A 12,610-nucleotide genomic window follows, 5' to 3' on the forward strand; every position below is an offset into this window, starting at 1 on the left:
CTGCGCTTCCCCCCGTTCTGGAGACCGCCCATGCCGGCCACCGTCCTCACCGCCCGCGCCCTCCTCCTGGACATGGACGGCACCCTGGTGAACTCCGATGCCGTAGTGGAGCGCTGCTGGCGGCGCTGGGCGCTGCGGCAGGGGCTGGACCCGGAGGCCGCGCTCAAGGTCGTTCACGGACGGCAGGGGTACGCCACCATGGCGGTACTCCTCCCGGACCGCCCGATGGAGCAGAACTACGCGGACAACCGGGCCATGCTCGCCGAGGAGACCGCTGACACCGAGGGTGTCGTGCCGGTCGGCGGTGCCGCCGCCTTCATGGACGCCATCGCCGCCCTCCCGCACGCCCTGGTCACCTCGGCCGACGCCGCACTGGCCCGGACCCGGATGGCCGCTTCGGGCCTGCGGATGCCCGAGATCCGGGTCACCGCCGAGAACGTCGGCGCCAGCAAGCCGGACCCCGAGGGCTTCCTCAAGGGCGCGGCCGAGCTGGGCTTCGACCCGGCGGACTGCATCGTCTTCGAGGACTCGGAGGCGGGCATCGCGGCGGGCCGGGCGGCGGGCATGCGGGTCGTGGGCGTCGGCCCGCGCGCCGGAGCGCTCTCCCCCGACGCCCATGTCGAGGACCTGACGCAGATCCGGGTGGAAGCGACGCCCGACGGCTCGATCCACCTGCACATCAGCGCCCGCTAGCGTCCGCCCCGAACGCCCCCTCCCCGGCAGCCGGCCCGCCCACTCTTCCAGCCCGCTCGACCCGACGTGGCCGCCCGGCGCCGGCCCATCCGCCCGGCGCGGTCTTCACCCGCGGTGCATCCGGCCCCGCGCCACGAGTTCGAGCACGGTCGTGACGGCTACCGCCTGTACGGCCATCAGGGCTACCAGTACGAACAACTGCACGGCCCCCGCCTGTACAGGTGAGGCGCCGCCGAGCAGCATGCCCACAAAGGCGCCCGGCAGGGTCACGAGCCCCACCGTCCGGGTCTGATCGAGCCCCGGCAGCAGCGCGTCCGCCGCCGCGGGCCGCGCGATCTCCATCCGCGCGTCGCGGTCGAGCAACCCGAGCGCCATGGCCGCCTCCACCTCCCCGCGCCGGGACGTCAGCTCGTCCAGCGCCCGCCGCCCGCCGAGCACGGTCGCGGTCAGCGCACCGCCGATGAGGATGCCGGTCACCGGAATCAGCGCGATGCCCCGGACCGGCAGGAGTCCGGTGAGCAGCAGCAGGGCGACCACCGGCACGACCCCGGCCGCGATCGGCAACGCCGCCCACCACCAGGTGCCGTTGCGGGTGACCCGGCGCCCCGCGGTCCGTACCGCCACGGCGTACATCAGCGCCATGAACGCGAGCAGCGGCGGCAGCGAACGGACCACCCAGCCGATGAGCAGGGAGACCGCGGCGAGTTGGACCGCGGCCCGCAGCCCGGCCAGCAGGATCTCGCGCGACCGGCCGAGCGAGGCCAGCGCGGCGACCCCCGCCGCTGCCGCGAGCAGCACGGCGAGCACGACCCCGAGCGTGATGTTGACCGGTAGCAGCACGCCGCAACCCTACGACCGGCCCGGCCCGGAGCACCCGCGGGAACCGGCCTTGCCCGCAGTCGCGCTGTCGCCGCATCAGCCCGTACGCCCGCGCAGATGTGGACGTACGCCCCCATGCTCCAGTCCTGTTGGTCAGAACCCTTGATGTGACGTGACCATGTCGCCACTCTGTTACCTGGCGCCCACCCCACGGAAACCTGGCGCCGTCACGATGGCCGGGCCCCACGGGTCACCCGTCCAAGTTCCCCCCACGTCAAGGGAGTTCGTATGTCTGGTGTCTACGCGCGTCGCATCGCCGTCGTCGCCGCATCCGCCGCCTTCGCCGCAACCACCGGTCTGCTCACCGCACCCACCGCACAGGCGGCCATGCCCACCCCGGTCTCCGCTTCGACCGCCCGCACCTATCTGAGCGAGCTGACCGTGGCCCCCGAGGGCTCGTCGAGCGGCTACAGCCGCGACAAGTTCCCGCACTGGATCACCCAGTCGGGCGCCTGCAACACCCGTGAGGTCGTCCTCAAGCGCGACGGTACGAATGTGGAGACGAACTCCAGCTGTGCTGCCGTCAGCGGCAGTTGGTACTCGGAGTACGACGGCGCCACCTGGACCGCCGCGTCCGACCTGGACATCGACCACATGGTCCCGCTCGCCGAAGCCTGGCGTTCGGGCGCCAGCAGCTGGACCACCGCCCAGCGACAGGCGTACGCCAACGATCTGACGCGCCCCCAGCTCATCGCGGTCACGGACAACGTCAACCAGTCCAAGGGCGACAAGGACCCGGCCAAGTGGATGCCGCCGCGGGCCGCGTACCAGTGCACGTACGCCCGCGCCTGGGTGCACGTCAAGCACTACTACGACCTGACCGTCGACTCGGCGGAGAAGAGCGCGCTGCAATCCGTCCTCAACAACTGCTGATCCGCACAACGGAGTCGGGCCCCGCCGGCGAGGCCCCGGACGGAGAACCCTGAGAGCCCCGGACGCAACCGCCGGGCCTCCACGCGACGCTTCCGCCGCGCCGCGCCGCCCGCCCCGACTCCGGGGCGTTCCACACCGTACGGAGCCGTGCACACCGCACGGCTCCGTACGCGTGTGCGCGACGAGCCGGCGCTGGAACCGATGCAGGAACCGGCGCAGGGAACGAACCCGCGCCGGGACCGCTGCGTTACGAGCCCCGCCGCCCAACCCACGGCCCCGGCACCCCGCCCACCCGCAACCAGCAACCAGCAACCAGCAACCAGCAACCAGCAACCACAGAAAATCACCGACTCATTTTCGGCCGAGTACGGCCACCCATTGGCCGACACGCGCACAGCCCTCGCGCGCGAACCTCGACGGTCCCCGCCGCCGGACGCCGAGAAGCCCCGCGGCCCCACAGAACGGCCGCCGCTCTCCCCCCGCTCCCCCCGTGTCCACCCTCGATCGACCCCCACGGCCATGGCTACCGCCGCCATTGGTCCACCCCACGGAACGCCGACGCGCGACGCCACGCCACGGCGAACGCGGCGGATACGAGGGGCGCCGGGCGCACTCCCGCCGCCGGACGCGAAGGAAGGGCGGTTTCGAGGGCCGCTCACGGCACGGCCGACCGTTCGCGCGACCGGCCCAGTGGTACAGGAGCGGCGGATCTCGGTTCGGCGGCCGCCCCGCGCCCCACCCTCGCATGGCCGGAAAGCTGCGCTGCCATTGGTTCAGGCCAAGCCCATGACAGGAGGTACACAGCTTGCGGCCACGCCGGACCGGAGGCTGACCGACACATGCGGGACGACTTTCAGCCAGTCGACATGATGTTGAACTTGCAAGCATTGGTGAGGTTTCCCTAATCTGATCCACTCAGTCGGTTCACGTCCCCACCAGACCGAAGGAGCCCCCCATGCAGACACATCTGAACCAGGCCCGGCCCTACGCGCTCGGCCTCTTCCGGATCGTCGTAGGCCTGCTCTTCACTTCCCACGGCGCCGCCTCCCTCTTCGGCATACTCGGCGGCGCGATGGGCGGCGGCTCCATACCCGCCGGCACCTGGCCAGGCTGGTACGCGGCGGTCATCCAGTTCGTCGGCGGCATCCTCGTGATGCTCGGGTTCGGCACTCGTACCGCCGCCCTGATCTGCTCCGGCTCCATGGCGTACGCGTACTTCAAGGTCCACCAGCCCGAGGCCCTGTTCCCGCTGCAGAACGGCGGCGAACCCTCGGTCATCTTCTGCTGGACCTTCCTCCTGCTGGTCTTCACCGGCCCCGGCGCGCTGGCCGTGGACCGGCTGTTCGCCCGGGGAGGCACAGAGCACGACGAGGACCGCGCGACCGAACAGGCACCGTCCACGTCCGTCACGGTCTGACCAGCGGGACCGCCTTCCCCCACCCACAGACCACCCCGCCCCCGCTCCCCCCTCCCGCGCCTGCCCCCACCACCCCCATCTCCACCCCCACCCCATCCCCAGGTCCAGCTCCAGGTCTCCGCTCTCCCCCATCCCCGGGCCGCTCCCGGGCCGTTTCCCGAGGCCGGGCCGGTCGTTCCTCACGTACATCCGGGCATGCGCCCGGAACCGAGGCTTCCCATTTCCGGATGCACGTGAGGTTCCCAACATCATTCGTATTTGTGGATCACCGGATGAACGTCAGGCGTACGCTGTACAGCTGACCCTGCCGCTCCTGCCGCTCCCCTGCGACGTCGCGGCGTTGTTCCGAATCGGGGAGTAGTAGGTGCTTGAGAGTGTGGGCGCACTGACCAGCAGCCCATGGATCTACGCCGTGGTCGCCCTTTCGGTGCTCCTGGACGTCTTCCTGCCCCTGCTGCCCAGCGGGGTGCTGGTGATCACCGCCGCGACGGCGGCCGCCGCCGGTTCGACCACCGTCGCGAGCGCCGGCGCCGCCGGGCAGGTGACCGAGGTCCCTTCACTCCTTGCCCTGATGCTCTGCGCGGCCACGGCCTCGGTGCTCGGCGACCTCGTCGCGTACCGGCTGGCCTGGCGCGGCGGGGAGCGTCTGGACCGGGCCATCGCCCGCTCCCGCCGCCTCACCTCCGCGCAGGAACGCCTCGGCGCCGCCCTCGCCCGGGGCGGCGGCATCCTCGTCATCATCGCCCGCTTCGCCCCGGCCGGACGCTCGGTGGTCTCGCTGGGCGCGGGCGCCGCGCACCGCAAGGTCAAGGAATTCCTGCCCTGGTCGGCGCTGGCGGGCGTGGCATGGGCCGGTTACAGCGTGGGCCTCGGCTACTTCGGCGGCCAGTGGCTCGGCGCGACCTGGGTGGGCACGGCCGTCTCGGTCCTCGCCCTGTTCGTGGCGGGCGCCCTGGCCGCGTACCTCATGCGCCGACCGGCCGCGGAAGCCGCCGCCGCGGCATCGGCGGCCGCCGCGGCCCCTACGGCGTCCTGACCGCACCCCGTATCTCCAGCCCGTCCAGCAGTCGGACGGTCGCTTCGGTGATCTCCTCGACGGCCCGGTCGAACACCTCCTGGTTGTGCGCGGCCGGAGCGCGGAAGCCGGACACCTTGCGTACGAACTGCAGGGCGGCGGCCCGGATCTCCTCCTCGGTGGCCTCTTCGGGGATGGCGGGCGGACGTAGGGTCTTGATGCTGCGGCACATGTCTCCAGTGTGAACCGCACCACTGACAGCCGCCCCCTCCGAAGCCCTTCCGAGGCACGCCCCAGCTGACCGCCCCCTCCGACCGCGGCCTGACCGTCGCCTGACCGCGGCCTCTGACCGCCTCAGCCGGCTGCCTCAGACGGCTGCCTCAGACGGCTGCCTCAGACGACCGCCTTCGAACGGTCCGTGCACAGGGCCCAGATCACGAACACGTCGATGGCGATGGAGATGATCGCCCAGACCGGTTGGTACGGCAGCCAGATGAAGTTGATGACCAGGCTGACGGCGGCGAGGACCACACCCGTGGCACGGGCCCATCCGGCGCCCTTGAGGATGCCCCAGCCGACGATCCCGAGCACGATGCCGAGGATGAGGTGGATCCATCCCCATGAGGTCACGTCGAACTTGAAGGTGTAGTTCCTGACGTGCGCGTAGACGTCGTCGGTGGCGATCCCGCTGATCCCCTTGATCACTCCGAGGACACCGTCGACGAGCAGCAGGACACCGGCGAAGACGATTCCACTGGCGGCCCAGGGGTTGATGTCCCCCTGCTCGGGATCGACGTTCCGCCGTCCGGAAGAACCGGAAGAACCGGCCGGACCGGGCGTGGGCGCTGAGTGTGCCATCGAGACTCCTTGGCCGGATCGGTGCTCCGGGACAGAACCGACCCTGCCTGGCACCCGTCGGCGCAACCACCCGGACGCACCCGTACGGATGACGCGTACGGCCGACGACGTACGGCTGACGCACGGGACCACGGGCGCGGAGCCGGGGAACGGCTCCACACCCGTCACCGCGCGTGCCGTCCGTCGCTACGACAACGGGAGCCGCGTCACCTCGTACACCCTGCACGTCATCTTGCCCGGCACCTTCCCCAGCCCCTGGGCCTTCTGCACGGACTTCCGCCCCGCCGCCAGATCGGTCGCCGTGGCCAGCCCCGAGGCCCGGCGCGTACCCTCCCCGTCCACGAACTCCACGGACACGATGTACGAGGCCTTGGTGTCGGAGTGGTTCACGATCTCCACGTCCGCGTCCGGCCACTCGGTCAGCGAGTCCACCTCGCACCGCGTGATCCGCACATCACCCGTGACGTCCGCGCCTTCGAGAGCGGGCAGCTCCGTGGGTACGCCGGAGGCCTCAGCCGACGCGGACTCCCCTCCCGCAACAGGCGCCCCACTCTCCGCCGCCTCCGTCGCCGACGGCTTCGGCTTCGCCGACGACGCCCCACCACCGCCCCCGCTCGCCACGGCGATCAGCACCCCGAGCGCCAGCAGGACGGCCACCCCGCCGACCACGGACAGCGTGACGATCAACCCGGTACGGGACTTCCTGGGCGGCTGCGGAAACCCGTACGCCGCGGTGGCGGGCTGCGGCCAGTGCTCGTACGGCGACGAGGACGGCGGCTGGACGGGCGAACCGGCCTGAGGCGCCTGGCCGGGCTGTGGCTCCTGACCGGGCTGAGGCGGCGGATAGCCGTACGACATGTATCCCCCCTGGGACGTTACTGACGTGAACAAGCCACGTTACGGCGAGCCCTGCCCCACCCTCTCCGCAGGGGACGCCCGAAGGCCACGGACATCACTACGCCGCGCTCCCCGCCGACCGCTGATGCGGAAGGAACAAGCCGAACCTAAACTGACGAAACCACCAAAACCCCAGGTGAGGGAGGTACGTCATGGCCAAGCGAGGAAACAAGCGCCGCGCCCGCAAGAAGAAGAACGCCAACCACGGCAAGCGCCCCAACGCCTGAACCGCGACCCCACCGAACGCCCCGCATCCCCGAAGCAGATACCGAAGGCCCTCAACCATGATCGGTCGGGGGCCTTCGCACTGGTGGACGCGGACGGTTTCGAACCGCCGACATCTGCTGCGCCGACGGTCCATAGACGTACCCGCGCGTTCGCTACCGTTCGTCGCCGCTGTCGCACGGTTGGACACTCACCCGACAGACCGGAGTGCCTAGGGATGGTCCGGACGAGGGCTCTGGCACCAGCCGAAAGGAACAGTGAGCGCGCTACGAAGTGGAACACCGATGGCTTCTCCCCACTCCGCTTCACACCTCACTCCGAACCACTCCGGGTCACTCCGGGTCACTCCGAGGGCGAAGTCCCGGTCGTAGGACGCCATGCCGCCGGCCAGGTCACGTCTTGGGCAACGGCTCCCGACACACCGAGGCTGGCTCGGGCGTGCGCGACATAGCGACTCCGAGCCTCTCGAAAGTCCAGATAGGCCTGATCCCAGTTCTGTTCGACCTCTGTGGCGATACCCCGAGCCAGAAGCTCCAGCCGCCACAGACAGTGATCTACTGTCTTGGACGCGGTATTTGCTTCCGTGTCACCGAGCAACCCGAGTGTTTCCGACAATGCGGAGCGCCGAGATTCCAGCTCACCAACCTCCTTGAGAATTTCGGGTGTTGGCTCCAGAGGAATCGGGCCCGAGACGAGTCCACGGGCAGCAGCGATCATCTGATAGCGAGCCGCCAGTTCTTTGACGGCGTGGGCGTACTCGGCATAGGCAGCCAACCGACGTTCATCCCACCGTACGGCTTGTTGTCTGCGCCATCTCGTTCGCTCGTTCAAGCTGCTCACCAGGAATGACGTAAGCGCCCCCAGGACCACACCCACGAGCGGCAATATCTGGCCGGCCAGACCCACAACGAACCCCGATCTCCTGACGTTTGAAGTCCCTGATCCTCGCCTCAGCCGTCGGACAACACAACGTCTCGCGAGAGACACGCGGTGGGCTGTCGGCCAGTCCTTGCCCACTGCCTACCTCAGCTCCCATCCCGCCCAGCACTCGCGAACCGCACCCCGATGTCCCAACCCGACCGGCGGTGTACGACGCGTGAGCCGATGCAGCGGATCGGGCCTTCGTCGGTGCGGGCCGCACTGATCCAGCAGCACCTGGTGAACGGCCGTGACCACGCCACCGCCGCCCGGCGACGCATGTGGCACGATGCCTCTCCTCAGCGCCGCGGCTGAGGAACGAACAAGGCCCAGGCTCCCGGTTCAGCACCGGTGACCTGGGCCTTTGTCTTGTCTACCTACTGGTGGGCGCGGACGGTTTCGAACCGCCGACATCTGCTTTGTAAGTTCGCTCAGGCATCCTGCTCCCAGGCAAACAGCCCAGACGTCAGCGTTCTGGACGGCCGGCCTGTACCGCCTCTGTACGCCATCGTTGATGTCAGTTCTAGATGTCATGTCACCGCGGTACGAACACCGGAGCCGTTCGATCGCGGGAGAACTCAAAGCATCCCTGCCCAACGAGAACGGCGGTAGCGACCATCCGCGACACGGAAAACCCGGACCGGCATTTCGATTTCACTGGGCCAGATAATACTCATCACGAGCCGCATTCAATAGCTGATCGGAGAATAGATCGATAAGGTATCGAACCGAATCCAGCCGCTCTTCCGCATCTTGGCGATCAAATTTCGCCAGCTCTCCGTGAGCCACTTGATTTCGCCCATATAGCAGCTTTTCATCAATGAAAGCATTGCGGGTTTCGTATTCATCCAAATAATCAAGACCAAGGCCTTGCACGAGTGTCTTAAATACAACGGATGATAGATTACTCTCGGTATCGAAGCACTTCTCTGGCCTAGCCGAAAAGGTCTTCTTTCTGTCTGCGTCAATACAGTCAAGCAAGTCGCCGAGGAAGTGATTCTTAGAGCTAACCGAAGCCTGCTTGAAGCGCGACGCAACATAAGCCGCCTGGAAAGGATACTTAAGTCGCCCAACTGGCAACTGGCGGGAATTTATGTGCTTCACATAGAAGGCGCTGCCAGCCTTCACGAATCCCTCCCAGTGCGCATAAGAAATCACTACGGCAGCGCGATGCAATAGTTCCTGATGGGACTGATCTTTCCCTTCCTGGAATAGGATAGAGAATCGCGACAGCTCGACCTTCCGCAAGGACAAATCTCGCTGCACCTTGTCGCTGAATCTTTCCAGATCCACGTGCCCCTCCGGCGCTAGCTGGAAAAGAGTTGGCGTCCGAACGGGATGGTGATCTTCATTCGCTGATCTGCCCTGACGCCGGTAGCGTGACCTGCACTGAAACGGCTATCCGACCAGAGAAGGGATCGCTTTTCCTGAATTTTATCGGAACTTGGAAACTCGCCCGGCAGGTGGAACCCCAGCCCTAGAGCAAGCGCCTCAAACGCCGTAAGAGAGAAGGGGCCCTCAGATCGTTCCCTCGCAGCGTTGAAACGCCTCAAGACGTCGGCTCCACCGGCCTCACGCAACGCCTGGAAGGTAGCCCTAAAGGCTTCACTCTCCTCGTCGAGACGCTGGTCATCATATTCGACCAAGGAGACGATCTCGGAGGTCAAAAAGTCTCCGATGTTGCCCACGGTGGAGAGTTTTTCCCTTGGGAGCTTCCGCAGGAGCACGAACCGCAGAGCGAGTTCCATATGGTAGCGCTCATTGATCAGCCGTTCCGGCAAATCAACGACTCCAACAAATGACCGATCCTGCGAAATGCCCGCAAGCCATTTATAATGCTTATCACTGAGACTCACAAGTAGGCAGTTTCGAAGCTCTTGCGGAGTCGCCAGAGAGCCGAATGAATTAAGCCTCTGAAACAGATCGTACTTTGTTCGATTGTCACTTTCTCGCTTGATGATTTTCACATCAATGCGCGCACGCTTAAAGTCAATCCTTTGGGCAGGAGTCAGGTTCCTCTGGGCACCTTCACGCTCCTCATATGCGCAGCCCTCAAGTTGACTCAAAAAAGGTGGCTTAGTGCAGACAAGAGGAGCGTGAAGATTCCCGTTCTCATCTTTCAGGATACCCATGAATTGGAAAATCGTAGACATGCGCTGGACCCCATCCACAACATCCCAGACACCCTTCTCGTTTTGGGCGACAAACATGCTCGGAAGAGGAATTCCAAGGAGAATACTTTCAATTAGACGGCTACTCTGTTCAATCCTCCAGCGAAAAATTCTCTGGAACTCAGGGTGAATATCAATCTCACCATCTTTATAGAGGTTTGCCAGCTCGCCAATGGACATTGGATAGGAATCCGTTGCGATCCTGCGACGATACTGTTCGATTTCATTTTCAAGCGTCATATCAAGAGGCTAGCAGCTCGCGCGAGCGGCCCGCGGGTCTTCGCAACCATCGCCACCAAGCCCCAGATGGGCGACTATGCCAGCAGCGCTGTGAAGCAACTCGTGGCGGGATCGTCCACTGCGCTTGGCGGACCTCTGGTTCCGACCGCTAACTGGAGAATCCTCAGGTCACACGAAACTTCAGCCCTTCCCCACCACCCACCTCAGCTCCCATCCCGTCCGCCTTCGACCCACACACCGTGGAGCGGTCGTGGTTCAGGGCGTCAAGGTGGAGCGCGCCACTGTACGAACGACCTTGACGCCCTGGGCCGCGACTGCTCGGCTCTGCCTCGGTCGAAGGCGGTCGGGATGGGAGCCCCACGACGCTCACCCTGCTCCGGCCGGCACTCGCGAACGGTGCCCCGTCCATCCCGGAGTCTGAGCGCCCCCGCTGGAGGCATCCTCTTGAAGCCGCGGGCTTGGTTCTCGTCTCATGCCCCCGGGCCTATCCAGTTGTGGGCTCGCGTCGGCGGCGGCAGCGCCGAGCGGGCCGAAGGCAGGAGCGCGGGCGCAGCCAGAGCCGGGAAGCGCGCCCGGCGGAGCGGAGCGCAGCCGGGTGCCTTGAAATGAGGTAGAGAAACCTGTAACAGCTCTCGTCGTCAGGTGAGTGCCACGAAGCAAACGACGTCGACCTGCTTGCCTCCGAAGGTGTGGACGGCCTCACCGATGCGTTGCCAGCCGAGGCGTTCATAGAGGCGGATCGCGGCTGCGTCCTTCGTCAAGACCTCCAGCACCAAGCGCATGTGCTTGTCTCGGGCGTAGGCCGTAGCGGCTTCCATAAGACGTTTACCGGCGGACGCCTTACGTGCCTCACGCGCCACGAAGAGTCGGGCCAGGACCCCGATGTGGGAGTCGTCGTCACCGCTCTCTTCCCTCCAGAGTCGGGCCACCTCCTCTCCCGGCTGGGGGCTGTTGATGGCGACATGCCCCACCACATGTCCATCGAGTTCCGCGACCCATGCCGCCAGAAGTCCTTCTGACGATAGCCAAGCTTCTGGGTCCTCCACCCCTTCGACCGGGTATCCGTCGGATTCATGTACGGCGGTGAGAACGGTTGCCGCCTCCGCAAGGTCACGTGCCTCACGCGGACGAACTGTGGCCGTTGACATGCGTTTCCCCCTCCAGCGCGGTCTACTCAACCGGCAGTTCGTAGAGCAGTCCTGTTTGGTCGGCTCGGTGTACGTACCTAGACACCTCGAACGGCCGCAAGTCCTGATCAAGGCTGGTGTGGAGCACCTCCAGAACCGGCACACCTGGCAGCAACTGGAGGAACCGGGCTTCCTCTGGCGTCGGCATCCGCGCGCTGATCTCGTCACGGACCCGCGTCATGACGTGCCCTAGATCCTCAAGCCGCCCATAGATTCCGTCCTTGCCGGTCTTCAGCTGCATGAGCAGGGTGCCCTGCGCCTCGTCCCACCGGAGGTACGTCGAGACGATCTGAACGGGTTCGTCATCGGCGAAGTAGTGGTTCTCCCGGTGCACGACACTCTGTTCGGCCGAGGCCACACCAAGGCGCTCCGCCACGTCAAGCGGCGGCGTTTCACGCTCGATGTAGAGCACGTCAATCCTCGGCGTCTTGCCTTGGCGCTGTGCCTCTAGCCGGAATGGGGTTAGCCCAGTCTCCCGGTTCTTGATCGAGTACCGATCGCTCCCGAATCTGAACAGCCTCTGCGGCTCGCGGACGAACACCCCCCGTCCGTGCTTGGCAGTCACGAGACCTTGCTCCGCGAGCAGCCGTACAGCCTCGCGTGCCGTGTTGCGAGCGGCCCCGTACTCCTCGGCCAAGGCGCGCTCCGAAGGCAACTTCTCGCCGGCCGGGATCTCTCCGTCGCGGATCCGCCGGCGTAGTTCTTCCGCGATGCGTCTGCTTGCTGGCTGCTGGATAGAGGGCTCGGACGGGGTCATGCCGACAGCGTACCAACTGGCTCAAGCCAGAAGCTTGACGGCGCTTCCCGCGACGTGCCCAACTGGCTTAAGCCAGCAAGTGGCTCAAGCGAGTTGGGGCTGGCGCTTCTCGTGCTGCCCCATGCGATGGGGGAGACGCTCATGCCGTCCTTCAAGATCGATGTTTCAACCGCTGTCGTGTTCGTGGCGACGCCTCCGACGCCGAAGCTCGTGAGCAAGCAGACCGGCGAGATCGCGATCGACCGGGAGACCGGTGCCCCGCTCGCGACGGTGGGCCTGCTGGTCGCGGACGAGGGAGAGGGCAACCTCTACCAGGTGACCGTGCCGAACACGGGCGTCCCGGAGAACCTGGCCCCCGGCACTCCGGTCACGGTGATCGGTCTCAAGGCGCGCGACTGGGAGAACACCTTCAACGGCCAGACCCGGCACGGGATCAGCTTCCGCGCGGTCGCTGTGACCCCGCTGGGGGCCTGATCATGT

16 protein-coding genes are annotated in these 12,610 nt (G+C 66.4%); 7 read left to right on the forward strand and 9 right to left on the reverse strand.

Features of this window, described 5'->3' with window-relative positions:
• Positions 1–30 precede the first annotated feature (30 nt).
• Positions 31–693, forward strand: coding sequence for an HAD-IA family hydrolase (locus ACFVFH_RS02915; protein ID WP_383762485.1), 663 nt, complete (start codon positions 31–33; stop codon positions 691–693).
• 105 nt (positions 694–798) lie between these two features.
• Here the strand turns inward: ACFVFH_RS02915 and ACFVFH_RS02920 are convergent, their stop codons facing one another.
• A complete protein-coding gene (locus ACFVFH_RS02920) occupies positions 799–1,533 on the reverse strand; it encodes an ABC transporter permease (RefSeq protein ID WP_383762488.1) in 735 nt (244 codons plus the stop codon).
• 267 nt (positions 1,534–1,800) lie between these two features.
• On the opposite strand from ACFVFH_RS02920, the gene ACFVFH_RS02925 reads away from it, so the two are divergent.
• The 3 genes from ACFVFH_RS02925 (at position 1,801) to ACFVFH_RS02935 (ending at position 4,898) form a co-directional block, all read left to right on the forward strand.
• Positions 1,801–2,445, forward strand: a complete 645-nt coding sequence (locus tag ACFVFH_RS02925; RefSeq protein ID WP_383762490.1) for an HNH endonuclease family protein — start codon at positions 1,801–1,803, stop codon at positions 2,443–2,445.
• 955 nt (positions 2,446–3,400) lie between these two features.
• Entirely contained in the window at positions 3,401–3,862 is a 462-nt protein-coding gene (locus ACFVFH_RS02930; RefSeq protein ID WP_383762492.1) for a DoxX family protein, read from the forward strand.
• A 364-nt stretch (positions 3,863–4,226) separates the two neighbouring features.
• Complete coding sequence (locus ACFVFH_RS02935) at positions 4,227–4,898, forward strand: DedA family protein (protein ID WP_383762494.1); 672 nt, start codon at positions 4,227–4,229, stop codon at positions 4,896–4,898.
• Here the strand turns inward: ACFVFH_RS02935 and ACFVFH_RS02940 are convergent.
• The 3 genes from ACFVFH_RS02940 to ACFVFH_RS02950 form a co-directional block, all read right to left on the reverse strand.
• Positions 4,885–5,109: a DUF2277 domain-containing protein gene (locus ACFVFH_RS02940; RefSeq protein ID WP_266419691.1), complete on the reverse strand. Its 225-nt coding sequence runs from the start codon at positions 5,107–5,109 to the stop codon at positions 4,885–4,887. The two genes, ACFVFH_RS02935 and ACFVFH_RS02940, sit on opposite strands and share 14 nt — an antisense overlap.
• 161 nt (positions 5,110–5,270) lie before the next feature.
• Positions 5,271–5,735: a hypothetical protein gene (locus ACFVFH_RS02945; RefSeq protein WP_383762497.1), complete on the reverse strand. Its 465-nt coding sequence runs from the start codon at positions 5,733–5,735 to the stop codon at positions 5,271–5,273.
• Positions 5,736–5,921: 186 nt separating this feature from the next.
• On the reverse strand, positions 5,922–6,422 hold the full coding sequence (locus ACFVFH_RS02950) for a hypothetical protein (RefSeq protein WP_383762499.1): 501 nt from the start codon (positions 6,420–6,422) through the stop codon (positions 5,922–5,924).
• On the opposite strand from ACFVFH_RS02950, the gene ACFVFH_RS02955 reads away from it, so the two are divergent.
• Both ACFVFH_RS02955 and ACFVFH_RS02960 read left to right on the forward strand, forming a co-directional pair.
• Positions 6,412–6,534, forward strand: coding sequence for a hypothetical protein (locus ACFVFH_RS02955; protein ID WP_383762501.1), 123 nt, complete (start codon positions 6,412–6,414; stop codon positions 6,532–6,534). The genes ACFVFH_RS02950 and ACFVFH_RS02955 overlap by 11 nt on opposite strands.
• A gap of 250 nt (positions 6,535–6,784) precedes the next feature.
• Entirely contained in the window at positions 6,785–6,859 is a 75-nt protein-coding gene (locus tag ACFVFH_RS02960) for a 50S ribosomal protein bL37 (RefSeq protein WP_015034725.1), read from the forward strand.
• A gap of 340 nt (positions 6,860–7,199) precedes the next feature.
• Here ACFVFH_RS02960 and ACFVFH_RS02965 read toward each other — a convergent pair whose 3' ends face one another.
• From ACFVFH_RS02965 to ACFVFH_RS02985, 5 genes are all read right to left on the reverse strand, one after another.
• A complete protein-coding gene (locus tag ACFVFH_RS02965) occupies positions 7,200–7,631 on the reverse strand; it encodes a hypothetical protein (protein WP_383762503.1) in 432 nt (143 codons plus the stop codon).
• A gap of 798 nt (positions 7,632–8,429) precedes the next feature.
• Entirely contained in the window at positions 8,430–9,068 is a 639-nt protein-coding gene (locus ACFVFH_RS02970) for an MAE_28990/MAE_18760 family HEPN-like nuclease (protein WP_383762506.1), read from the reverse strand.
• A gap of 14 nt (positions 9,069–9,082) precedes the next feature.
• Positions 9,083–10,186, reverse strand: coding sequence for a DUF262 domain-containing protein (locus ACFVFH_RS02975; protein ID WP_383762508.1), 1,104 nt, complete (start codon positions 10,184–10,186; stop codon positions 9,083–9,085).
• 638 nt (positions 10,187–10,824) lie between these two features.
• A complete protein-coding gene (locus ACFVFH_RS02980) occupies positions 10,825–11,334 on the reverse strand; it encodes a GNAT family N-acetyltransferase (RefSeq protein WP_383762511.1) in 510 nt (169 codons plus the stop codon).
• 22 nt (positions 11,335–11,356) lie between these two features.
• Positions 11,357–12,130 carry a GntR family transcriptional regulator gene (locus ACFVFH_RS02985; RefSeq protein ID WP_383762514.1) on the reverse strand — a complete coding sequence of 258 codons (774 nt, stop codon included), beginning with the start codon at positions 12,128–12,130 and terminating at the stop codon, positions 11,357–11,359.
• Between the two features lie 141 nt (positions 12,131–12,271).
• Between ACFVFH_RS02985 and ACFVFH_RS02990 the strand changes: the two genes are divergently transcribed.
• Positions 12,272–12,604, forward strand: a complete 333-nt coding sequence (locus tag ACFVFH_RS02990; RefSeq protein WP_032760241.1) for a hypothetical protein — start codon at positions 12,272–12,274, stop codon at positions 12,602–12,604.
• Positions 12,605–12,610 lie beyond the last annotated feature (6 nt).

This window comes from Streptomyces sp. NPDC057697 (assembly GCF_042799335.1).
Classification (GTDB): Bacteria; Actinomycetota; Actinomycetes; order Streptomycetales; family Streptomycetaceae; genus Streptomyces.

What these genes read in the sequence shown, in the direction of transcription:
- ACFVFH_RS02915 (WP_383762485.1), top strand. Translation starts at nt 31, where the DNA reads ATGCCGGCCACCGTCCTCACCGCCCGCGCCCTCCTCCTGGACATGGAC.
- ACFVFH_RS02925 (WP_383762490.1), top strand. Translation starts at nt 1,801, where the DNA reads ATGTCTGGTGTCTACGCGCGTCGCATCGCCGTCGTCGCCGCATCCGCC.
- ACFVFH_RS02930 (WP_383762492.1), top strand. Translation starts at nt 3,401, where the DNA reads ATGCAGACACATCTGAACCAGGCCCGGCCCTACGCGCTCGGCCTCTTC.
- ACFVFH_RS02940 (WP_266419691.1), bottom strand. Translation starts at nt 5,109, where the DNA reads ATGTGCCGCAGCATCAAGACCCTACGTCCGCCCGCCATCCCCGAAGAG.
- ACFVFH_RS02945 (WP_383762497.1), bottom strand. Translation starts at nt 5,735, where the DNA reads ATGGCACACTCAGCGCCCACGCCCGGTCCGGCCGGTTCTTCCGGTTCT.
- ACFVFH_RS02975 (WP_383762508.1), bottom strand. Translation starts at nt 10,186, where the DNA reads ATGACGCTTGAAAATGAAATCGAACAGTATCGTCGCAGGATCGCAACG.
- ACFVFH_RS02980 (WP_383762511.1), bottom strand. Translation starts at nt 11,334, where the DNA reads ATGTCAACGGCCACAGTTCGTCCGCGTGAGGCACGTGACCTTGCGGAG.
- ACFVFH_RS02985 (WP_383762514.1), bottom strand. Translation starts at nt 12,130, where the DNA reads ATGACCCCGTCCGAGCCCTCTATCCAGCAGCCAGCAAGCAGACGCATC.
- ACFVFH_RS02990 (WP_032760241.1), top strand. Translation starts at nt 12,272, where the DNA reads ATGCCGTCCTTCAAGATCGATGTTTCAACCGCTGTCGTGTTCGTGGCG.